The organism is Microcoleus sp. N9_A2, from assembly GCF_036701775.1.
Lineage (GTDB): Bacteria > Cyanobacteriota > Cyanobacteriia > Cyanobacteriales > Microcoleaceae > Microcoleus.
The window spans coordinates 1-22,282 of the sequence record NZ_JAUBRH010000054.1; the positions used below are offsets into that span (position 1 = coordinate 1).

The 22,282-nt window shown below is 43.5% G+C and carries 14 protein-coding genes and 4 pseudogenes; 9 read left to right on the forward strand and 9 right to left on the reverse strand.

All coding sequences use genetic code 11. The features are described from left to right. Nucleotides 1-344, reverse strand: a pseudogene (locus QUA44_RS23815) (ISAzo13 family transposase); the annotation flags it as partial. A 108-nt stretch (nt 345-452) separates the two neighbouring features. Between QUA44_RS23815 and QUA44_RS23820 the strand changes: the two are divergent. Both QUA44_RS23820 and QUA44_RS23825 read left to right on the forward strand, forming a co-directional pair. After that, nucleotides 453-1,301 carry an IS5 family transposase gene (locus QUA44_RS23820; RefSeq protein ID WP_333255025.1) on the forward strand — a complete coding sequence of 283 codons (849 nt, stop codon included), beginning with the start codon at nt 453-455 and terminating at the stop codon, nt 1,299-1,301. Between the two features lie 449 nt (nt 1,302-1,750). Further along, nucleotides 1,751-2,863 (forward strand): annotated as a pseudogene (locus QUA44_RS23825) (IS630 family transposase). Between the two features lie 135 nt (nt 2,864-2,998). Here QUA44_RS23825 and QUA44_RS23830 read toward each other — a convergent pair. Further along, nucleotides 2,999-4,167 (reverse strand): annotated as a pseudogene (locus tag QUA44_RS23830) (transposase). Nucleotides 4,168-4,382: 215 nt separating this feature from the next. Here QUA44_RS23830 and QUA44_RS23835 point away from each other — a divergent pair. After that, nucleotides 4,383-5,663: a transposase gene (locus tag QUA44_RS23835; RefSeq protein WP_333255023.1), complete on the forward strand. Its 1,281-nt coding sequence runs from the start codon at nt 4,383-4,385 to the stop codon at nt 5,661-5,663. Between the two features lie 15 nt (nt 5,664-5,678). Here the strand turns inward: QUA44_RS23835 and QUA44_RS23840 are convergent. Then, nucleotides 5,679-6,730, reverse strand: a pseudogene (locus tag QUA44_RS23840) (IS630 family transposase); the annotation flags it as partial. A 489-nt stretch (nt 6,731-7,219) separates the two neighbouring features. Between QUA44_RS23840 and eno the strand changes: the two are divergent. After that, entirely contained in the window at nt 7,220-8,500 is a 1,281-nt protein-coding gene (gene eno, locus QUA44_RS23845; RefSeq protein ID WP_333255021.1) for a phosphopyruvate hydratase, read from the forward strand. 115 nt (nt 8,501-8,615) lie between these two features. Here the strand turns inward: eno and argC are convergent, their stop codons facing one another. Then, entirely contained in the window at nt 8,616-9,674 is a 1,059-nt protein-coding gene (gene argC / locus QUA44_RS23850) for an N-acetyl-gamma-glutamyl-phosphate reductase (RefSeq protein WP_333255019.1), read from the reverse strand. A 317-nt stretch (nt 9,675-9,991) separates the two neighbouring features. On the opposite strand from argC, the gene QUA44_RS23855 reads away from it, so the two are divergent. Further along, nucleotides 9,992-11,008 (forward strand): sulfate/molybdate ABC transporter ATP-binding protein, encoded by a 1,017-nt coding sequence (locus QUA44_RS23855; RefSeq protein ID WP_333255017.1) that lies wholly within the window; start codon nt 9,992-9,994, stop codon nt 11,006-11,008. Nucleotides 11,009-11,252: 244 nt separating this feature from the next. Here QUA44_RS23855 and QUA44_RS23860 read toward each other — a convergent pair whose 3' ends face one another. Both QUA44_RS23860 and hisF read right to left on the reverse strand, forming a co-directional pair. Then, a complete protein-coding gene (locus tag QUA44_RS23860; RefSeq protein ID WP_333255015.1) occupies nt 11,253-11,594 on the reverse strand; it encodes a low temperature-induced protein in 342 nt (113 codons plus the stop codon). Between the two features lie 390 nt (nt 11,595-11,984). Next, nucleotides 11,985-12,755, reverse strand: a complete 771-nt coding sequence (gene hisF, locus QUA44_RS23865) for an imidazole glycerol phosphate synthase subunit HisF (protein WP_333255013.1) — start codon at nt 12,753-12,755, stop codon at nt 11,985-11,987. A gap of 540 nt (nt 12,756-13,295) precedes the next feature. Here hisF and QUA44_RS23870 point away from each other — a divergent pair. From QUA44_RS23870 to nadB, 3 genes are all read left to right on the forward strand, one after another. After that, nucleotides 13,296-14,252 carry an adenylate/guanylate cyclase domain-containing protein gene (locus QUA44_RS23870; RefSeq protein ID WP_333255009.1) on the forward strand — a complete coding sequence of 319 codons (957 nt, stop codon included), beginning with the start codon at nt 13,296-13,298 and terminating at the stop codon, nt 14,250-14,252. A gap of 254 nt (nt 14,253-14,506) precedes the next feature. Continuing rightward, nucleotides 14,507-14,941 carry a photosystem II complex extrinsic protein PsbU gene (gene psbU, locus QUA44_RS23875; RefSeq protein ID WP_333255007.1) on the forward strand — a complete coding sequence of 145 codons (435 nt, stop codon included), beginning with the start codon at nt 14,507-14,509 and terminating at the stop codon, nt 14,939-14,941. 424 nt (nt 14,942-15,365) lie between these two features. Then, nucleotides 15,366-17,018 carry an L-aspartate oxidase gene (gene nadB / locus QUA44_RS23880; RefSeq protein ID WP_333255005.1) on the forward strand — a complete coding sequence of 551 codons (1,653 nt, stop codon included), beginning with the start codon at nt 15,366-15,368 and terminating at the stop codon, nt 17,016-17,018. Between the two features lie 10 nt (nt 17,019-17,028). Here the strand turns inward: nadB and QUA44_RS23885 are convergent, their stop codons facing one another. Continuing rightward, entirely contained in the window at nt 17,029-17,298 is a 270-nt protein-coding gene (locus QUA44_RS23885) for a hypothetical protein (RefSeq protein ID WP_333255004.1), read from the reverse strand. A gap of 540 nt (nt 17,299-17,838) precedes the next feature. After that, nucleotides 17,839-19,974 (reverse strand): CHASE2 domain-containing protein, encoded by a 2,136-nt coding sequence (locus QUA44_RS23890; RefSeq protein ID WP_333255002.1) that lies wholly within the window; start codon nt 19,972-19,974, stop codon nt 17,839-17,841. Nucleotides 19,975-20,447: 473 nt separating this feature from the next. On the opposite strand from QUA44_RS23890, the gene QUA44_RS23895 reads away from it, so the two are divergent. Next, nucleotides 20,448-21,032 carry a peptidase M15 gene (locus QUA44_RS23895; protein WP_333255000.1) on the forward strand — a complete coding sequence of 195 codons (585 nt, stop codon included), beginning with the start codon at nt 20,448-20,450 and terminating at the stop codon, nt 21,030-21,032. A 140-nt stretch (nt 21,033-21,172) separates the two neighbouring features. Here QUA44_RS23895 and QUA44_RS23900 read toward each other — a convergent pair whose 3' ends face one another. Then, nucleotides 21,173-22,099, reverse strand: a complete 927-nt coding sequence (locus QUA44_RS23900) for a vitamin K epoxide reductase family protein (protein ID WP_333254998.1) — start codon at nt 22,097-22,099, stop codon at nt 21,173-21,175. Nucleotides 22,100-22,282: the final 183 nt, after the last annotated feature.

Consider the following 22,282-nt stretch of genomic DNA (forward strand, 5'->3'; position numbering starts at 1 on the left):
ACCGCGAGGGCCGTGATCCGGGCATACAAAAATGTCGATTGAAACTTGGGGTCTGCCTGGGACTCTGGATCGACTAGGGAGCGAAGATCGGCTTCTAAGTTGGGCAGCAAAATTTCACTTTTGTGTCGTCCCCGAACCCGATAATTATCAACACAAATCAGTCCGGTTCGTCGTTCATGTAAGCCCAGTTGAACACTGTCTCGGTTCCACCCCATAAATGTTTCTACTTTGCGGGCCCAAGTATTAAAGTAGTCTTCAGCCACTTTTGCCATAAAGTCTCGACGGCGATAGCCTGTCAGTTTTTGGGCAGCATCCTTAAACGTCGATTTAACGGTCTCACTCAAGATCATTTCTGGCATCCCAATCACAGAGGTCACAACCGCTCATGTCAGATTTTTTGTTTCCTACCCTTCTAGCATAACTGGGGTTATATTTAATTGCAAGCCCCTAAGATGAATTACGAACAAGTACAAAAGTTAAACCCCGCAGACTTTAAACGCTACTGTGGAGTACATCAAGAGACATTCAAAGAAATGGTAAAAATAGTCAAAGCGGAAAAAATATTTCAAAAAAAATCGGGAAGACCCAGTAAATTGTGCATAGAAGACCAAATCTTAATGACATTATCCTATTTGCGAGAATATCCTACTTTTTTTTATCTGGGAATTAAATGGGGTATTGATGAATCAAATTCTTATCGAATTGTAATTAAAACGGAAAAAATTTTAATAAAATCAGGTGTGTTTAATCTCCCTGGCAAAAAATTTCTGAATCGAAATCAAAATGAGGAGATAGAAACTGTAGTGGTGGATGTGTCAGAACACGAAATAGAACGCCCCAAAAAAAAACAAAAGAAATATTATAGTGGCAAGCAAAAATATTATACAATAAAATCGCAAGTTTTAGCCAACAAAAAAAGCGCTAAAATCATCTGTACCGCTTTTAGTGCGGGGAAAACCCATGATTTTAGTTTGTTTAAAAAAAGTAAGATCAGGATGAATGAAGAACTTAAACTTTTAGGTGATAAAGGTTATCAAGGAATCAAAAAAAATCATAAAAATAGTAGAATCCCCATCAAAAAAACCAAGAATAAAGAACTGAGTCAAGCCGAAAAAGTTTTAAATCGGCAACTCGCAACAGAGAGAATTATTATTGAAAATATACATCGAAGTTTAAATATATTTAGAATACTTTCATCAAGATATCGGAATCGAATAAGGCGTTTCGGATTAAGATTTAATTTAATCGCTGGTATTTATAATTATGAACTTTCTTTAAAGACTAAATTAGAAATCGCCTGAGACTTTCGCAAGAGGTCTATTAACTTTCGAGCAAGTGCAAACGATCTCTAACTTGACTATTGAACGATTAAAAATTCTCGACTTTTTCCCGGATGCCTGTCGTCGTTATTATTTATTGAGTTGATATTTATGGTCATACTAAGAGCATTACTTATTGATTAAATAGTATTTTTCTGGCGACGGCGACTGAGTTCTAATTTATTGCTGTGCCTGTGTATTCGTGTGTGTAATTTTAAGTTTTTATTCACGGATATGGATACTTTTTTTGGTGATGGTGACGGCCACTCAGGTTTTGAGATGTCTCAGCAGATGATTTTATACCAACGGCTCAACTTAAATGTAAACTCGTGTATCGAATGCCACTCTTTTAAGTATTTATACTGAATAAGCTGTTGTGCATTTAAAACGCATATTGGTATAATATAACATAATGATATTCAGAAAAGTAAATGCCTGCTAAAAACTTTCTAAGCTCCGAAACAAAGGAAACTCTTCAACAAGTATTAAAAGAGCATGAGCATCCAGACATTCGGCAAAGAGCCTTAATTTTTTTGTTACTAAATAACGGAAATACACAAGCTCAAACTGCTGAACTAATTGGATGTTCTCTAAGAAAAGTTGCTTATTAAAGTATTCATGGTGATCCTGAGAATTTAGACAGTTTTAAAGATGATAGGATGAAGGGTAACTACCGAAAAGCCACAGAAGAATACATTAATTTACTTCTAGATACAATTGAAGTAGAACCTGAGAAATATGGCTATGAGTTCGGGAGATGGACAACAGCTAGACTTGCAATATATCTAGGAGAAAAGACAGGGATTGAGCTGAGTAGTACCCAAGTAAGGAGAATTTTAAAATCAAAAAAGTATGTTTATCTATGGGGAAAATATAGCTTAGAGTCTAAGCAAGATACCGTAGAAAGGGGTTTATTTAAAGATAAATTAGCTGAGGATTTAAGAATAGCGAAAGAATCTCCGGCTCTTTTACAGGTATGGTTTTGGGACGAAAGTGGATTTAGTTTAAGAGTAATTAGAAGGAAAAATTGGTGTAAAAAAGGGACTCGAAGCAAGAAAAGAGGAGACAGAAGAAAGGGTCGTATTAATGTCATGGGTGGAGTGAGATATTCAGACAAGAAAAGATGGGTAGATTTTATGACATCTGGGAATTCTGCTAATTTTTATGCAGTGCTAAAAAATTTTTATGAAGATTTAAAAGCCGAGTGGATATTGCAAGGAAATTTAGCCGAAGACTTTAAAGATAAAGGCTGTAAGTTTGTGATAATTTTGGACAACGCTAGTTTTCATAAAAAAGCAGAGACTTTGCAGAAAATAGCGTCAGAAATGCCGAATCTAATCCTAGAGTTTTTACCCAAATATAGCCCTGACTATAACCTAGTTGAATTAGTATGGCATTCTGCCAAGGAATATGTTGCAAATAGATTATTTGAATCGATTGAAAAATTAGAATTACTGTTACATAAACTTTTAAATGAAGGAGAACTAATTATGAAATGGAACCGAAAAATAAAAAATAAAGGTAACTTAGTTAATGCAGTTTAGATGTCGAACAGCTTATATCTTGCAGTTATCACTATTGTTGGGGTAGATTCAGTCCACCCACACCCAATGTAACAGTTGGGGTGCGGAATGTGGGTTCTAACATCCTAGGCTTAGTGGTGCAGAAAACTATTTTTGTTAATAAGAAAATGACATAACTTTAGAAAATTCAATCCGCCACTCTAACTTCGCTATTTTTTTGATAGAAGCACAAGCGGGAGGAATTTTCACCCAAGGAATGGGCGTGAGAAGTGGAATTAAACGAGCTTGATGACATAAACTTTTCATAGCTCTGATACCAAGCTGTAAAAGGCTTAAACCTCTTTCACTATGCCAATCTATCTTACTTCTGGAGCTTTTTTCTATCACTATTAATCCCAATCTAATTGCTAATACTTCAGCAATTTCTATCATCATTAATAAATTACTCAAAGCTTTAGCGTCCCTAATTTTCGACCGTAAGATATCAAACCTGCCCGACTTATAATCTTTAAATCGAGGTTCAATTCCGCCAAATCTTTGGCCATATAGTTGGAATGTTTGTAGTGATAAGGGTGTATTTGTTAGTACGGCCCAAGGTTCTTTCACTCCACGACAGTTAGCCGTTCCTAAATTGCACTCTACATCACCAAGCACTTTAACTCCTGAAAATAAATACACTTGGTCTGCGGAGTGGAAATAGTTCCTTTAAAGATTGTGTCTTGCCCGACGCCAAGGTGATTTGGAGATTAGATTTGACTCTAATGCCCCAGTTCCACTGCTGTGCTGTGAGCCACCGCATCAGCTCTCCATGTTCAAACCCTCTGTCAGCCAGTAAAGTTGGCTTTGCGTCTGTTGGTAGTCGAGATTTAGCTGCTTCTAACACGGGTAGATATTGCTCGAAACTAATTGTAGAACTACCATGTTTAATCACAGTTTGAGCCAGAGTGATAGAGCGACCGCCCCACGCCACACATACTTCAATCAGGCAATAAGTGTCCCAAAACATACTGGTATCTATGACTAGAATTAGTTCTTGCCCTGTCCATTCTTTGAGAAATTGTTTAATCAATGGCACATACAACACTTGAGCGCTAATTGCTGGATTATTCATGAAGTAGCTAAGTCGCTCCATATGGCTACGGGCTTGGCAGTCCCGATGGCTGAGGTAAGGAATCCAGTGGGAAGGAAGCGCAAGCACTTTCCGATTCTAATATTGCTGCTACAATCTCTGCACAGTTCTTCAGATGGCGAAAATCTTTGGGGACAATCCATTGACCAAGTTGTCCGAGTAGTTGACGATAGAGTGGGGGTGTAAGCTGTTGCACATTTAAACTGTGATACAAGCATTGCCCTTATTTTTGATTTTGCGACCCCATTTAATTATTAATTGCCCTTCATTTAACAATACTTCGGACAGTTTTGGAATAGGGACGCTCCGCGAGCAGAGCTAAAAAAGTCACTGGGAGCTTAACCAAAAAGACAAAAAAAAGGCACTTTTTACGTTAAGCTCAAAAAACACACGAACTTAAAAAACTGCCTGATGAATATTATTGAATCTATCTTACAACAAATGCCAGAGATTAGTCAAGCGCAAAAGAAGTTTATGGTAATTTTATTTTCCACCATTTTACTTGTTTATGGCAAAGTAAATTTTACCAATCTGTGCCGTTATAGTTCTTTGAATGAAAAGACCTATCGCCGCCACTTTTTCAAAGACTTTGATTTTGCCGGATTTAATAAATTATTGATTAATCAAGCCTTAAATAATGAGCGAACACTTATTGCAGTCATTGATTGTTCTTTTATTCCAAAAAGCGGCAAAAAAACTGAAGGAAAAGCGAGTTTTTATAATGGTGTAGCTGGCAGGCCTGAAGAGGGATTAGAAATCTCTGTAATTTCTGTTGTCGAAGTTGAAACTCATTTGTCTTATAGTTTAAGTGTACAACAAACTCCGTGGCGTCCTCCCACAGAATTACCGAAAAATCCCCTAACTGCTAAGGTAAAAAAAAACTCAAAGAAACGGGGGGAAAAAAGAAATACAGAAATCTCAACGCCTGAGATAACAAGAGTTGACTCCTCGGCCCAACATTTAAAAAAAACTCGTTGTTTATTGCCAGAATCTGTACGTTACTTGGTAGCTGACGGTTATTATTACCGCGCTAAGTTCTGGGATGCTGTACGGGATACAGATCTAAATTTGATTAGTAAATTAAGGGTTGATGCCAACTTGAATTACATCTATACAGGTGAAAGGAATAAACGGGGTGCTCCTCGAAGATATGATGGTAAGGTTGACTGCAATAATTTGAAAAACTTAACCTTTATCAAAGAAATTCAGCCGGGAGTCAAGCTTTATTCATTAGTAGTATGGAGTTGTTGTTTAAAATGTAAAATACGTTTGGCCTGTCTGTCTGAACTTCAACCCAACGGTAAAATCAAAAATATTTTATTATTTAGCACCGATGTTAATCTCCCAACCGAGCAAATACTTGAGTATTATCAGGCTCGTTTTCAGATTGAGTTTATTTTTCGTGATTCCAAACAATTTACGGGTTTATCCGACTGTCAATCTCGTAGTAGCCAACGACTTGATTTTCATTTTAACTCCAGTTTAATTGCTTTAAATTTAGCCAAATATGAAGCTTATAATCGTCATTTATCTCCGACTCCCTTCGTGTTTTCAATGGCTTCTTATAAACGCTTGCAATTCAATAGGCATCTACTTTACACCTTTATTAACAAGTTAGATTTAGACGCTAACTTGATTTTAAATCATCCTAACCTCCCCTCAGTCCTATCCTATGGTACTCTCGCTGCTTAAAAACTGTCCGAAGTATTGATTTAAGAGGCGGTGCAATAAATACTCTAGTTCTTCAATAGATGTAAAAAGTCGATTGGCAATATATTCTTTTGCCGAATGCCATACTAATTCAATTAAGTTATAATCTGGGCTGTATTCGGGGAGGAATTCTAAATGAAGATTAGGCATTTCTGTTTCAATTATTTTCAGGTACTCTTCTTTCTTATGAAAACTAGCATTATCCAGAACAATCACTATTTTCGCTTTTTTTTCAGCAAATTCTGAGGCTTGATTACCTGCTGATACCCATTCATTGATTAGCTCTTCATAAAAGAGTTTTAGGACTTGATGAAAATTATATGAATTGCCTTTTTTGATGAACTCTATCCACCTTTTTTTATCGGAATTTCTCAATCCTCCCATTACATTAATTCTGCCTTTTCTTCGGTCTCCTCTGACCTTTTTTCCCCTGCCTTTTTTACACCAGTTCTTTCTTCTGGTGACTCTTAAACTAAATCCACTCTCGTCCCAAAACCATACCTGTAAACGTTCTGGCGATTCTTTTTCTATTTTTAAATATTCGGCTATCTTTATTTTAAACGCTGTTCTTTTTTCAGGATTTCTCTTGGACTCTAGGCTATACTTAGCCCAGATGTAAACATACTTTTTTTTCTTTAATATCCTCCGAACTTGTCCTCCACTTAATTTTATCCCTGTGGATTCCTCTAAGTATGTTGCTAATCTCTGCGCTGTCCATCGTCCAAAATCATATCCTAGTTCTTGAGGGTCTTTCTCTATAGTTTCTAATAATATCTCTATATATTTATCGGTGGCTTTTTTGTGATTTTCCTTCATCCTTTCATCTATTAGACTTTCTAGATTGTCGGGGTCTCCCTTCATACACCAATAAGATACTTTATTTATTGAATTGAACAACCCAAAAAATCAGCGATTTTAGATTGTGTTTTTCCGTCATTGAGCAATAATAAAATCAGAATTCTTTCTCTGACATTTGCCTTTTCTTCCTCTTTTAAGGCTTTCTGTAGTTTCTCTATTTGTTGGCAATTGAGATGGTTTTTGGCTGGCATTTTTGTAGAGATTGACTAAACTTAATTTTTATTATACCCTATTTAAAAGTACAACAGCTTAGCCATTATTTTACGTGGATTTGTTTTTCGCTAAAACTATCGAACCACGGCGCAAGCCCCTTTTCTCCATTAACTATGATTCTCTACGCTCCTTAAGCATCTCAGGAGTTTTCTGCACCACTAAGCATCCTAGGTTTCTCCTTTTTTGATTGATTTTGTTGACATTCTGATTTTAACAAAGGTTCTAATTAACAAATCTCCGTGAATCTGCTGTTAAAAAAATTAAATTACTGTAAAAATTGTCGAAAATCATTCTGCAATAAGGATTGCTTGTTGACACTAAATCGTCGCCCAAATCCGCAAAAAGTTTGAAATGAGCGCTAATAATTGTGGGGATCGCGTACTCTATTACCCGTTAGCAGTCAGTTACCGAAAGCCTGCTGAATGCTAATTGTCATCAACCATTGAGTTAAGTCAGGAATCGTTCATATGCAAGACACTGCGATCGAATCTATTCAAGCCAGAGAAATTCTCGACTCCCGCGGCCGCCCCACCATTGAAGCTGAAGTTTATCTAGCCAACGGTGTTGTTGGCCTCGCCCAGGTTCCCAGCGGCGCATCTACAGGCTCTTTTGAAGCCCACGAATTGCGAGACGGCGACAAAAACCGTTACGGCGGCAAAGGAGTCTTGAAAGCCGTTGCTAACGTCGAACACAAAATTGCCCCTGCTTTGGCTAATCTCGATGCGATCGACCAAGCACTGGTAGACCAAACCATGATTGACTTGGACGGTTCCCCCAACAAATCTCACCTCGGCGCAAATGCCATTCTCGGAGTCTCCCTAGCCACAGCAAAGGCAGCCGCCGAGACTTTAGGACTCCCCCTATATCGCTACTTGGGCGGCACTTTAGCGAACGTTTTACCCGTACCTTTGATGAACGTGATCAACGGTGGTTCCCACGCGGACAACAACGTAGACATTCAAGAGTTTATGATTGTACCTGTGGGAGCGCCTTCTTTTAAGGAAGCTTTGCGCTGGGGAGCAGAAATATTTGCTAGTCTGGCAAATGTCTTGAAAGACAAAAATTTGCTGACTGGTGTCGGTGATGAAGGCGGTTTTGCTCCTAATTTGGGTTCCAATCAGGAAGCTTTGGATTTGTTGATGATGGCAATTGAAAAAGCTGGTTACAAGCCAGGGGAACAAGTTGCTTTGGCTTTGGATGTTGCTGCTAGCGAATTTTACAAAGATGGGCAGTACACTTACGACGGTGTGGCTCATTCGCCGGCAGAATTAATCGATTATTTGGATGGTTTAGTAGGTCAATATCCGATCGTTTCCATTGAAGATGGTTTGCACGAAGACGATTGGGACAGTTGGGTGGCGCTGACTCAGAAAATGGGCAGCAAAGTTCAGTTGGTGGGTGACGATTTGTTTGTTACCAACCGCACGCGGCTGCAAAAAGGAATTGATTTGAAGGCTAGCAATTCGATTTTGATTAAGCTGAATCAAATTGGTTCTTTGACTGAGACTTTGGATACGATCGACCTTGGCAAACGGAACAGCTATCGATCGGTCATCAGCCACCGTTCTGGCGAAACTGAGGATACCACAATTGCTGATTTAGCGGTAGCGACTCGCGCCGGTCAAATCAAGACTGGTTCCCTGTGTCGCAGCGAACGGGTGGCTAAATACAACCGTTTGTTGCGGATTGAGGAGCAATTGGGCGATCAAGCGATCTATGCTGGTGCGATCGGCTACGGGCCGAAATAGCGCTCGATAATCGGTAATTGGGCATGGGTAATTGGGAATGGGTAATTGGGAATCGGTTAGTTTTTAATTTTCATGCCCAGTGCCCAATGCCCAATGCCCTATGCCCAATGCCCAATTAAGGATAGAAAGCCAATTGAGGCAAACCCAAAGTTTCTTCCCAACCCATCATCAAGTTCATGCACTGGATGCCTTGGCCGGCTTGTCCCTTAATTAAATTGTCGATCGCCGACATCACAATTACCCTGTCAGTACGCGGATCGACTTCGATGCCGATATAACAAAGATTCGTGCCGCAAGCCCATTTTGTTTGCGGGTAAACTCCAGCCGGCAACACTTTTACCCAAGGACAATTGCGGTAAAAAGCGCTGAAAATCGTGATTAAATCTTCCCGCACCAAACCCGGATCACGCAAAGTGGCGTACACAGTCGCCAGAATTCCCCGCACCATCGGAATGAGGTGGGGAGTAAACTGAACTTTAATATCGTGTCCCGCTAAATCGCTGCAAATTTGCTCGATTTCTGGCGTGTGGCGGTGGCGGCCAACGCCGTAAGCGCCCAGAGAACCCTCTGCTTCAGCCAACAAGAGATTAACTTCGGCTTTGCGGCCTCCTCCCGAAGCACCGGATTTGGCGTCGATAATTGCTGTTTCTGGCACAATGAGGCCTTGTTTGAGCAAAGGTGCCAAGGCTAACAAACTAGCAGTGACGTAGCAGCCGGCACAGCCTACTAACTGAGCGTCTTTAATTCGATCGCGATACAATTCTGGCAAACCGTAAACAGCCGTTGCAGCCAGTTCAGAGTCCGATCGATCCCCGCCGTACCAAGCTTTGTAAGTTTCCAGATTTTCAAATCTGTAGTCAGCCGACAAATCCAAGACTTTGCAGCCTTTTTCGATCAGCGTCGGTGCCATTTTGCAAGCTAAACCGTTCGGCAGCGACAGAAACACAACTTCACATTTTGCTGCTATTTTGTCTAGGTCGATCGCCTCGACTGTCAAATCTATGCAGTTAGTCAGATGCGGATAAAGGCTGGAATAAGGTTTTCCTGCACTGCTATCCCCGCCCAAATAAACTACTTCAGCCGCCGGGTGGTCCGCCAGCAGTCGCACAAGTTGCACGCCGCCGTACCCTGAAGCGCCGATAATTCCTACAGGCACACGTCCAACATCTCCCATTTTCCTTTATCCCCTCAGCCGTTGAAGTCAAAAACGCTTGAACTTTTGCTGCATTGTAGTACCAAACGCCAACTTTGGTGGCAAAGAATTGTGTTGTTTTGTGATGGAGGTGAATTTTAGAGAATTTTTGAGCTTTCCAGAGGTAGGTAAGACCATAAAATTAAGCAACTGATGCGCGATCGTGCTATAAAAAAACTTACCTTAACCCATCCACAAACCGGAGATTAACATTTTTCACTTTTGTCTCGAACCTCGAAGCTCAACATCCATGCTTTAAATCCGTTAAATCCGTTATAAAATCCGTTGCCGAACTTCCTATGGGTATAGTCGTAGAAAATGTAAGTAAACAGTTTGGCAGTTTCCAAGCACTCGATCAAGTCAGCTTGCAGATTGAATCCGGTTCCCTAGTCGCATTGCTGGGCCCGTCTGGTTCCGGCAAGTCTACGCTGCTGCGGCTGATTGCAGGTTTAGAAATGCCCGACTCCGGCAAAATCTGGCTAACAGGCCAAGATGCCACCAATACTAGCGTCCAAGACCGCAATATTGGGTTTGTGTTCCAGCATTACGCGCTATTCAAGCACATGACAGTGCGAAAAAACATCGCTTTCGGCATGGAAATTCAGAAAACTGCACCGGCGAAAGTCAAATCGCGGGTAGAAGAATTGTTGAATTTAGTGCAATTGGGAGGATTGGGCGATAGATACCCGTCGCAACTTTCAGGAGGTCAGCGGCAGCGGGTGGCCCTCGCCAGAGCCCTAGCTGTGGAACCGAAAGTGTTACTGCTAGACGAACCTTTTGGAGCTCTCGATGCCAAAGTTCGCAAAGATTTGCGTGCTTGGTTGCGGCGATTGCACGACGAAGTTCACGTTACCACAGTCTTTGTGACGCACGATCAAGAAGAAGCGATGGAAGTTGCCGATCGAATTACAGTAATGAATAAAGGTAAAATCGAACAAGTCGGCACACCCGCAGAAATTTACGACCATCCCGCTAGTGCTTTCGTAATGAGTTTTATCGGCCCAGTCAATGTATTGCCCAGCAGTTCAAGAATGTTTCAAGACAACGGCTTTGACTCAGCCAACCCCGAAATTTTCTTGCGCCCTCACGACGTAGTAATTGAAACCACAGAAAATAGTGCCACAGTACCTGCAAGAATCAGTCGCTTGATTCATTTAGGATGGGAAATTCAGGTAGAATTAACTTTAGATGACGGTCAAGTGCTCAATGCTAATTTGACCAGAGAAAAGTTTGACCAATTGCTGTTACAGCCGCAGCAAAGAGTGTTTGTCAAGCCGAAAGGTGCTAAATCTTTTCCGCTTTTTTATTCTATCTGATATCAGGTGCGATCAAACGATCGAACCCTCTGATACCAATTCCGGTTGCACTCGTCATGATTGTTGACTGTGGACTGTTGACCGTTGACAGGGGTAGAAAAACTGAATGGTTGAGTGTTAACTCTTGACTCGATTTTATTATTTTGATGCAACCGGAAACCGATATAAATTGAGAGCAAACACACAAAAATCAAGGGACACGGCATTGCCTTGTCCCTAATTTTTCAGGCTGATAACTGCGCTGTTAGTCTTTAATATTGCCGACAGCCTTTTTCACTTGTTGCTCAAAAGATGTCGCCCTTGTATTAGAAGGATTTTTCATCTTCTCGCTGTCAGCATCTCCCTGAACTTCATTAATCCCTTCGTTAGCTTTTTCCTGAGTTTCTTCCAGAGACATAGGATCTTTCAAAACTGCTTTTTGAGCTTCTCTCTCAATCGCCGTCAGTTGAGCTTCGCCTTTAGTCGGGCTGCTGGTAACAGCAAAAGCTGGGAAAGCATTGGAAACAAACATCAATGCACAAAAACAAACAGCTATTAAACTGCGAACAAAACGCTTGGCAGGAAGATTAAAGCTGATAAAAGACATACAAATTTTCTCCATTTTTACAAATTTTCATCGCTCAGATTGTTAACAGGCTGAAGCTCGTTCAAATTCTGTACAATCTTTAGCTCAAGTTCGATAAAAGCAACAGCCTTGAGCAGTGGCTCTTTCTTAAATTGAGGTAATATATATTGTGCTGAAAATACTGGTATTTGAAATCCTTCTCAGGGAATATTTTGGCTTTGTGTCTTCCGATAGATGAGTCTGGTGCCTCACTGAAGTCCGATTGAGACTTGAGATGGGAGTATCTGTGGCAGCATCTGAGCCTGCTCTCCCCGCTAAGGCAAAAAACCCGGTGTCTTTGAGAATCGTGGCTGCTATTCGACAGAGATCGATCGAGCAACCGGGTTTTTTGTCCCATGCGTAACTCCTAAACTACTGTTGCCGCACGGGAACTTGATGTTTTGCTAGATAAGTCTTAATTTCTCCTACACTGAGTTGCCCGTAATGCAGCAGGGAAGCCAGCAGTGCAGCTTCTGCTTTGCCCTGTGTCACGGCTTCGTAGATGTGGTGACAGTTGCCGGCGCCGCCGGAAGCAATGACGGGAATTTCGACAATTTCGGCAATGCTTCGGGTTAATTCCAAATCGTAACCGGCTTGAGTGCCGTCCGAGTCCATGCTTGTCACCAAGATTTCGCCGGCGCCGCGCTGTTCGGCTTCCTTGGCCCAGGCGATCGCATCTTTGCCAGTATTTTCTCGCCCTCCGCGCACGTAAACGTCCCAACCAGGATTATCTGCGTCTTGCCGTTTGCGAGCGTCGATCGCCACTACAATGCACTGATTGCCAAATCGATCGCTCGCTTTGTCAATCAAACTCGGATCGCGCACCGCCGCCGAATTAATGCTTACCTTATCTGCGCCCGCCCTCAACAAACTTTTAATTGTGTTTAAGGATTGGATGCCACCGCCTACCGTCAAAGGGATAAATACTTGATCGGCCGTTCGGTACACCACATCGATCATAATATTCCGGTCTTCGTGAGTCGCCGTAATGTCCAGAAACACCAACTCGTCAGCGCCCGCATCGTTGTATACCTGAGCCATTTCTACCGGATCGCCAGCATCCTGAAGGTTGACAAAATTGACACCTTTGACCACGCGGCCGGCTTTTACATCCAGACAAGGCAAAATTCTTTTCGACAACATAAAATTCTCGTGTTTCTAATTTATTGACCGCCGCAGCGAGGAAAAGGCTTTGTTGATACCTTCAAGAACAGGAAGTTAAGCAACAAATCTTAAACATACCTTGTCTTTAACAAATCTCGGTTTGAGCTGGAAAGGCATTTTTCTGTTTTTTTCTGCCCCCTCAGCATAAATAAAACTTGGATCGCAGTGGGAGTGGCAACATTAGGTAGAATATTGGGTAGATCGTTATATTTTCGGCAAAAAGCAGCAAATTTAACTCCCCAGATACATCCTTGGGGTGAAAAATATGACAATTTCGCTTATGATCGAACCATAACTACCTTCGCTGGCGATCGAATTTTGGTTCTGCAATCCTGTATGGTTTGGTGCATCGACGATCGACTAAACAATTTTAGATTTGAGAACAGCCGATTTGAGGTTTTTAGCAGCAATCTCAGTTATCAGCCACGCGGTAAAGTTAAAATTTAAAGTTTAAAACCTCAAATTGGTTGACTTGATGTCGTTTTTAGGGCTGTGGTGACTTTGCAAGCCAATCCACATATGGTACTTCGCACAGAAGGCGGCAATCGCTACTTGCCGCTCTCCGGCAGCAATTGCTGGACAGTAGGGCGGAGCGATGACAATAATTTTGTACTGACAGATCGCTGGATTTCCCGTAATCACGCGATGTTACAGCAAATGGAGACAGGAGAGTTCTACCTGATCGACTTGGGCAGCCGCAATGGTTCCTTTGTCAACGGGCGGCGGGTCAGTATTCCTGTAACTCTCAGAAATGGCGATCGGATTATTTTCGGTCAAACCGAATTGGACTTCTACAACCCAACCGCCGGCCACCGGCACGATCCAATAAACGAGACAGACTCTGAAGATTTTACGGCGACTTTGACGGTGCGTAGCCTGATTAGCGTCATGGTAATGGACATCCGAGATTTTACCGTTTTGACTAGACAGCTAGACGAAACGCTACTCTCGGAAGTCATCGGGAATTGGTTCCGCAAAGCAGGACAGATCATTCGCGAACACGGCAGTTGGGTGGACAAATACATCGGCGATGCGATCATGGCCGTGTGGTTTCACAAAACCAGCGGTGTCAGCACCGAGGAAATGATGCGGATTTGCCAAGCTTTGAGCGAACTGCACAAGGCAACAGACGAACTCAGCAGCCGTTACCCCCTACCTTTTCCTTTGCGAGTCGGGGCCGGAATCAATACGGGTTATGCAATGGTGGGAAATTCTGGCAGCAGCGACCGATCGGACTACACCGCTTTAGGAGATACTGTAAACGCAGCATTTCGCCTAGAGTCTTGTACCAAGCAACTGGGTAAGGATATCGCCGTGGGAGAAACGACCTACAAATACCTGACGGAATTGGGAGCCCAAGGCGCTTTCGAGCCGCACACCGTGGCTTTGAAGGGTTACGACACTCCCAGCCTGACTTACGCTGGTACTTATGCTGACTTGAACGCTTTTCTCAAAAGGAAAGGAAAGAGTTCTTGATAGCTAGAAAATGGGTGCAGGGCAAAAATTAACCCTTGAAAATGGTAGTCCGAGTTTTTAATTTGGACTGCCTTTTATAAACTTGCCTGCGATGCTTAAAAGTCGGGTATTATCATATATCGTCAGCGTTGTCAATACCAAAATGTAAAGTTTATCACAGCCGTCTACCTGTTGCGGATTTATCTGAAAAACTGCATAAGCAAAATGGTAGTCTCTACATAAATGCTGTGTATGAAATTGGGAGACAAAACTTCATGAAACGATTGGGTCGTCTATTGGCAGTATTGGGCTTAGTGCTGGGCTGCTTTGCATGGGCTGGAGACCAAAGCGCGATCGCGGGCACATTGAGCCGTATCGTCTTACCACCATCCTCGCTCATAGTGGTTGACGTTCCGACTAGAACAAATCGCGCCGATGACAAACTTGCCACAGAATACGGCAAAAAAATTGACTTGAACAATAGCGGCGTCCGGGACTTTCGGGAATTTCGAGGGTTGTATCCTACTTTAGCTGGACTAATTATTAAGAATGCTCCTTACGAAGAAGTTGAGGACGTACTCAACATTTCAGGCTTGACGGAAGCTCAGAAAACCGTGCTGCAAGCTAACCTGGACAAATTCACAGTAACTGATGTCGAATCAGTATTTATTGAAGGAGACAACAGGTTGAACAACGGTTTTTACGACTAAATAGCAGTGGGCTTCCTTTAAAGGCAGAAAGCAGAAGGCAGAAGGCAGAAAGCAGAAAGAAAAAAATTTTTCTAGAGGCTGATGACTTCTGCCTTTAATTTCTCAAGCATTCGGCAAAGCTATCAAAAATTGGCGAGATTGAAATCAGTACGTTTTCGAGATTCATTTGTAGGGTCAATCTAAAATAGACTTGCATTGAATAAGTCGTCTATCGATACAGAAACCCCAGATTAAAGGCTGATAAACACAGATAGACGCAGATAATTTCAGATGATTTGTGATTGAGTGCAAGAAATATAATATGAAATCAACAGACATTAATTCCAGCCCCAAGATTCATCTGTAGAGTTAATTCTAAAATCTAAAACTTGTTCGCTCGCGAAGTCGAAAAATCTAAAATCTAAAATCTAAAATCGGCAGACTTATGACTGACAAATTTGATGTATTAGTGATAGGTGCTGGCGCGGCCGGTTTGTACACAGCACTTTGCCTCCCAGAGCATTTGCAGGTGGGCTTAATCAATAAAAATACCCTACCTGTTTCTGCTAGCGATTGGGCTCAAGGGGGGATTGCCGCAGCGATCGCCCCTGAAGATTCCGCAGCGCTGCACGTTCAAGATACACTGGCTGCGGGAGCAGGTCTTTGCGATGTGGAGGCGGTGAAATTTTTAGTCGAGGAAGCTGGTGCTTGCATTGACTCCCTGGTGAAAATGGGCGTTGCATTCGATCGCACCGGCCCCGATTTAGCCCTCACCCTAGAAGCCGCCCACTCCCGCCGCCGAGTCCTCCACTCCGCCGACACCACAGGAAAAGCCGTCGTCAGCACACTGACAGCAAAAGTATTAAACCGCAAAAACATTCAACTCGTATCCCCCGCCTTTGCTTTGAGCCTGTGGCTCGACAAAAACGGGCGCTGTCAGGGCATTAGCTCGATTTGCGACTCCCGAGTCAAATGGCTGCGGGCAGAGGCCGTAGTGCTGGCTACAGGCGGCGGCGGACAAGTTTTTGCTCAAACCACCAACCCGTCGGTAAGTACCGGGGACGGGGTAGCCATTGCGTGGCGCGCCGGGGCGCTGCTGCGAGATTTAGAATTTGTGCAGTTTCACCCGACGGCGCTGAGTAAAGCGGGCGCGCCTCGGTTTCTGATTAGCGAAGCGGTGCGGGGAGAAGGAGCTCATTTGGTTGACAGCAAGGGATATCGGTTTGCTTTTGACTCTCACCCCAGCGGGGAACTCGCTCCTCGGGATGTCGTTAGTCGCGCTATTTTCCGCCACTTGCAGAAGACGGGGGAACCTCACGTTTGGCTGGATTTGCGCCCGATTGCGGTCGATCGACTGCGCTACAGGTTTCCGAATATTATTCAAGTGTGCGCTGATTGGGGAGTTGATATTTTTTCCGAACCGGTGCCGGTGACGCCCGCCGCCCATTACTGGATGGGAGGGATTGTGGCGGACAAGTTTAACCAAACTTCGATTCCGGGTTTGTACGCGGTGGGAGAAACTGCCAGCACTGGAGTGCACGGCGCTAATCGGTTGGCGAGCAATTCGCTGCTGGAATGTCTGGTTTTTGGCGCGCAAATGGGACTTTTGCAGGTAGAAGGTGAAAAGTCCGAGGCTTTACCAGATGAGTTCGATTCCGGGGAAATCTGGGAAAAATCGATTTCACAACAGGATATGGAGGCGATCGAAAAATTGCGAGTCGAATTGCCGAGTTTGGTGTGGCAGAGTGCGGGAATTTGCCGGGGAATGCGGGATTTGGAAAGTGCGATCGTCCAAGTTGAGATTTGGCGGCAAGAATTTGCCTCTTTGCCTTTGAGTCAAGCGCTTGATAATTTACGGCCCGGACAAGTTATTGATTTTTCGCCGGCTGATGCGGAGAATAGCTCGGTTTTGCGAAATTGGGGGGAAGTTGGCAATTTATTGGATATTGGCTACTTAATTCTCAAAAGTGCTGCGTTTCGCACGGAAAGCCGCGGCGGTCACTACCGGGTAGACTATCCACTTACCGATCCCGATTGGTGCAGGCACACTTTAATTCACCAGTGCAATTGGTACAAATCTGGGCGAATAGAAGATTGAAAAATTGGGTTCAGCGCGTCCCCGTACCGTCACTTTTTGGGTTCCCGTTGGGGTCTGGTTCGTATTTTTTGGGGTTGTTTGGAACCCGAGAAGTTCGCGCGACTGTCAAGACTGTGGAGGTCGATGGCGTCGGGCCCCGCAAGCTACGGTCTTTTGTTGAGTTGCTGGTTGAGTTACTGGCAAGTAAGGTGGCATTTGCGATGCCGATCGTATTCACTTGCAGGCAGGTAGCCAGGGTTGCCGTTGTTGTGAGCTGAATCAAAGTACGCATAGTATTCATAGCCTTATTCAAATCACCGCAGTATATGCACGTCTGTACAACCTATTATATCGATCAATTTCCGTAGTTCCACTGATATCTTTACATTTCCTTTAATTAACTTTCGTAAATATACGTAAAGTTTTATAAATCAAGGCTTTTTGCCGATTTGAATTGGGTCTCCGGTCTCAGTTTGTGAAATTTTTAATATTTTTTAACATTTAGATGAGACGGCAATTTTCTGTAATAAGTTTCATATTTTTTAACTCAATCTAATGACAGATGACAGATTAAACGCTTTTCGCTTGAAAAATTGGGAATCACTTATGACTATCATGGTTTCGTGCAGGGGCCTACAGTTGCATTCTTTTTTTAAACTGATATGGCAACCGCCAAGACTGTTAAAACTTTTTTAATTGCTGAGACCCTTGATTTTATTGCTTGTTCCTTCTACTTCCTTCCTTCTCTCGCGACGATAGCTAAAGCGTTCTGACTTCTCTCGCGACGATAGCTAAAGCGTTCTGACTTCTTCCTTCTTCCGACTTCCATTTCTCTTCTGTGTTAAGAAAACTGATATTGATTTTTCCCCCGTTCCTTAGCACGATACATCGCAGCATCAGCATTTTTGACTAAAATTTCTGACTCTCGACCGTCAGTTGGATACAAACTAATGCCAATACTTGTAGTTACAGAAACTGTATGTTCTTCTAAAATAAAAGGCTGCACGATGGCATCGCAAATTTTTTTAGCTACTTTCGCAGCTTCCTCGCTACCGGGAATTGCCGACAGGATGACTGTGAACTCGTCGCCGCCCAGTCGCGAGATAATATCGCTGCCGCGCAAGCATTTTCTGAGCCTGCTGGCAACTGCTTTTAACAGCAAATCGCCCACATTGTGTCCGAGAGTGTCGTTGACCGACTTAAATCCATCTAAATCTAAAAACAGTAAAGCTACCAATTCTTGATTGCAAAAAGCTCTTTCTATAGATAGATGCAAACATTCGTAAAACATTTTACGGTTGGGCAAACCTGTAAGAGCATCGTGAGAAGCTTGGTGGCTGAGTTCAGCATTTTTTTGCTCTAAAGCGTCTTCCCGGAGTTTGCGCTCGGTAATGTCTCTGATCGCTCCGACTAAAAATAAGTTGCCGGCAGCATCTTTGTGCAGGGTTCTTTTCGTCGCAATCAGATGCGTAATTCCGTGAGCGTCGGTAAAATATTCTTCATTTTCTTGCGGCTGTTGAGTTTGTAATACTAATTCGTCTTGCTGCCAAAATATATCGGCTTCGGCTTGGGGAAATAAGTCGTAATCTGTGCGACGGGTTAAAATTTCCAAAGGATAGCCGATTAACCGACAATATGCCTGATTCAACACAACCCAGCGGTGATTTATATCTTTGACAAAAATCGGGTCTGGAATTGTATCGATTAGCGATTGTAAAAATTCTTTAGAGCGTTTTAGTTCTTCTTGCAAGTGAGCCAGATAACCGACAACTGTTACGCCAGAACCCAAAAGACTGAGGATTGCAGGAATTAACGGCAGCCACCAACCAACTAAAAAAGCTAAGTATAAACTGGCACTCAAACCGAGACAGATACTTGACAAAAACCAAGCCGATCGCCCGATCGATCGCAACTTCCAGCTCACACTCGCTCCCGCCCAAGACCACAGTAAAATCCACAGCAACTCCGCAGCCTCTGGCCAGACATTGATACCCCCGCGCCCGTCAAGGGCAGCACTCAAAATTTGGCTCAAGAAATGAGCCTGAAGCTCGACTCCCGGTATTTGCTGGGGAGGAGCAAACAAACCCGAACTGTAAGCGTTTTGGTAAAAGTCTTTGAGGCTGGCGGCATTTGAGCCGATCAAAACAGCGCGCGATCGCACAAAATCCGCCGGTACTTTGCCAGAAAGCACGTCACTCATCGATACAGTGCGGAAACTGCCGATCGGGCCGCGCAGGTTGGTCAAAATTTGATAGCCGCGGCTGTCCGCTCGCACGTAAGCACCGTCATTCGGCTCAAAAGGTCGAAACACCCCCTTACCTAACTGCAAGTATTTAGGATTGACAGTTGCTGGCTCAGGGGAAATCCCTTCGCCTTCGAGGTAAAGCAAAGCTAGTTTGAGCGCGAAGCTTTCATGAGTTTTGCCGTCTCCCGGCCAAGAGTACAGCAAAGCTCGGCGCACTTTACCGTCAGCATCGATGACAACATTGTTGAAACCGACGCGCGAGAGCTTGTCAAGTACGGGAGGGGGCTGAACTCCAATCCTGGTTTCGTCTGGCATCAACTCAATGCCGATTAAGTTGGGAATAGTTTTAAAAGTTTTGAGCAATTCGGCGTTACCCGGTTGAGTCGGCAAATCTCGGTAAACGTCGAGGCCGATCGCCAGCGGCTTGCCAGCGTGCAATTTTTGCAGCAATTGAGCCAATACAGCATCGGAAATTGGGTAGCCGTATTTTTGCAAGTCAGCTTCTTTGATTTCGACAATGGCGATGCGTGAGTCAATTGGTTCGGCTGGCCGCCCGCGCACAAAGTGGTCGAAAGCAGTCCATTCCAACACCTGCAAAAATCCGAACCAGCGCAGTACAATCACCGTACCGGCAACGGTACTGGCAGTAATCAATACTCTGCGTTCTCGATCGAGCCATTTTTTGATAGTTTCTATCATGCTTTGGGAGTTTTTGCCTCGCCCTTCGAGCATCTAAGCTACTACTACATATAGCTTTTATATCTTCGGGGCGATCGGCTCGATTTTAGATTTTAGATTTTAGATGTTAGATTATCCAATTTTTTGGTTTTTCGGTGCAGGCGATCGAGTTCCAACCCCCGTAAAGTTGATTCATCCTTCTATTTCAGCACCCTGAGTGACAATTCAGTCGTTAAGTGCCACCTGCTGCCTATTGATTCGCAGTTGCCCCTATTATTGGCAAATTTTACATAAACTATACAAGTACCAACTCATTTCTCATGTGATGTTCTTAAAAAAAGCCAGAGAAGCAGAGCCAGATCAACGCCTGAAAAGTGATAAAATTAGAAAATCTATAGCGCCGATTTGTCAAAGGTGGCTGGATTGTTAGGTTTTTATACAAACAAACCCAAAAACAAATTAGAAAGCCACAAACTGTTAAAGTTTTGGAAGAGTTAGGACGTGTTCAACTCTCTAAAAGTTTTTTTATGCGTGAGTTTCTTTATTCAGAAATCTCTCAAATTGAAGGTATACCTAATATTCCAGATTGTCCTGATTTGGCGATCGCGGCAGGAAGGAAACTGTGCGAGCAGGTACTTGAGCCAATTCAAGACGCTCTGGGCAGGATCAGTATTCGTTCGGCCTACCGCTCTTGTGCTGTGAATGCCAAAGGAGCAGAGAATAGCAACCAATATAGCTGCGCTAGCAATGAGTCAAACTATGCAGTACACATCTGGGATGTCAAAGATACTGATGGGTACATGGGAGCAACAGCTTGTATTGTCGTCACTTCATTTATCCCTTACTATGAGCGCACTCAAGATTGGACAGCGTTGGCCTGGTGGATACACGATCACATTTATGCTTGTGCAGGGATGACCTTTTTCCCGAAGTATGCGGCATTCAATATTAGTTGGAGCGAGAACCCCAAGCCTTCAAAGGTGATTGATAGCTACGTGAAGAATCCGCACACTGGTAAGCGTGGATATTTAACAAAGGAGGGAATGGATAATTTTGCAGGTTCCCACGAGCAGTTTTATCGAGAGTTTATTGAGCAGTTGCCAGCCAGCTAACCAGTCGGTAGGTAACGTAATTAACAAGAGGGAAAGCACATCGCAAAACTAACCTAAACTGTTAGCCAAAACTGGTAAAAGGAGCAAAGGGGAGTTCCCAAACGGCTAACAGCAGTGAACTCTCGGATCGTATGTCAAAGTCAGTTTTGAAAGTTGCGCGGGCCAGTGTAACCGGATAACTCAGCGAGTTTATCCACAGTTTGTGTCCCCGAATAAAACTGACCTTGAATTTCCCAAGTAGGGAAACCTTTAATATTTGCAGCAGCAGCTTGGCAAATTTCAGCGCGGGAATTTTGCCCTTTGGGATCGCATTCAAAATAATCAACTATTTTGGCTGCTTCTTTCCCAAACAGCATTTTTTGATCGTGACAGTGGGGACACCAGTAAGCGCCGTATTCTTTAGCGCCGATTTGTCGGAGGTGGCGGGCTAAAGCAATTTGTGCGGGCCCGGAGGTTGTGGTGACTGCAGGGGGTAAAATTCCGGGGGTAGCAGAAACAAAAGGAGCGGGTGAGCTGACGCTGTTGTAGAGCGCTAAAGCGCCGATCGAACTTACCATCGCTACCAAGATGCCTGTAAACACCAATTGTCCGATATCTTCCCAGTCGCGCCCGACTAGCACCAGCACAAACAGCGACAGGGAAAATAGGGCGGAACTGATGCAGTAAATGCACAATTCCTGAATTTCAAAAGCCATTAAATACATCAAATAGCTGCTGAATATTAGCATCGCAGCGGTGATGATAAATAGGGCTTGCCAAGTCCAATTTTCCAGTTGAGAGTGCAGTTGTTTGTTGTTGTCGGGATTGACGGCTTTGGGAGCTAATGCCAGGATTGCGATGCTTAGGTAAGCGAGGCAACCTAATAAACTTAAAGGCACTGTGCCAAAGACTGTAGCGTAGGGACTGTTGAGAACTTTGTCGCATCCGCTGGTGGGACAAATTACTGAGTTTGTTGTGAATTTAGCGATCGTCAGATAGGCCGTTTCTACGACGCCGATGGCTGCGATCGCTGCCATCACCGTTCTAGACCAGCGATGAATCCAAGGGGTTGAACGTCGGCGAATCATTTTTTTGATTTGGTAGTTACTAATTGGTAGTTAGTCAGTAGTCAGTAGTCATTAGTCAGTAGTCATTAGTCAGTAGTCATTAGTCATTAGTCATTAGCATTTTGTAGGGGCGGGTTTAGCTAAGGATCTATGATACAAATGACTAAAAAAATGGCAAAACCCGCCCTCTTTCTTTCTCTTTAA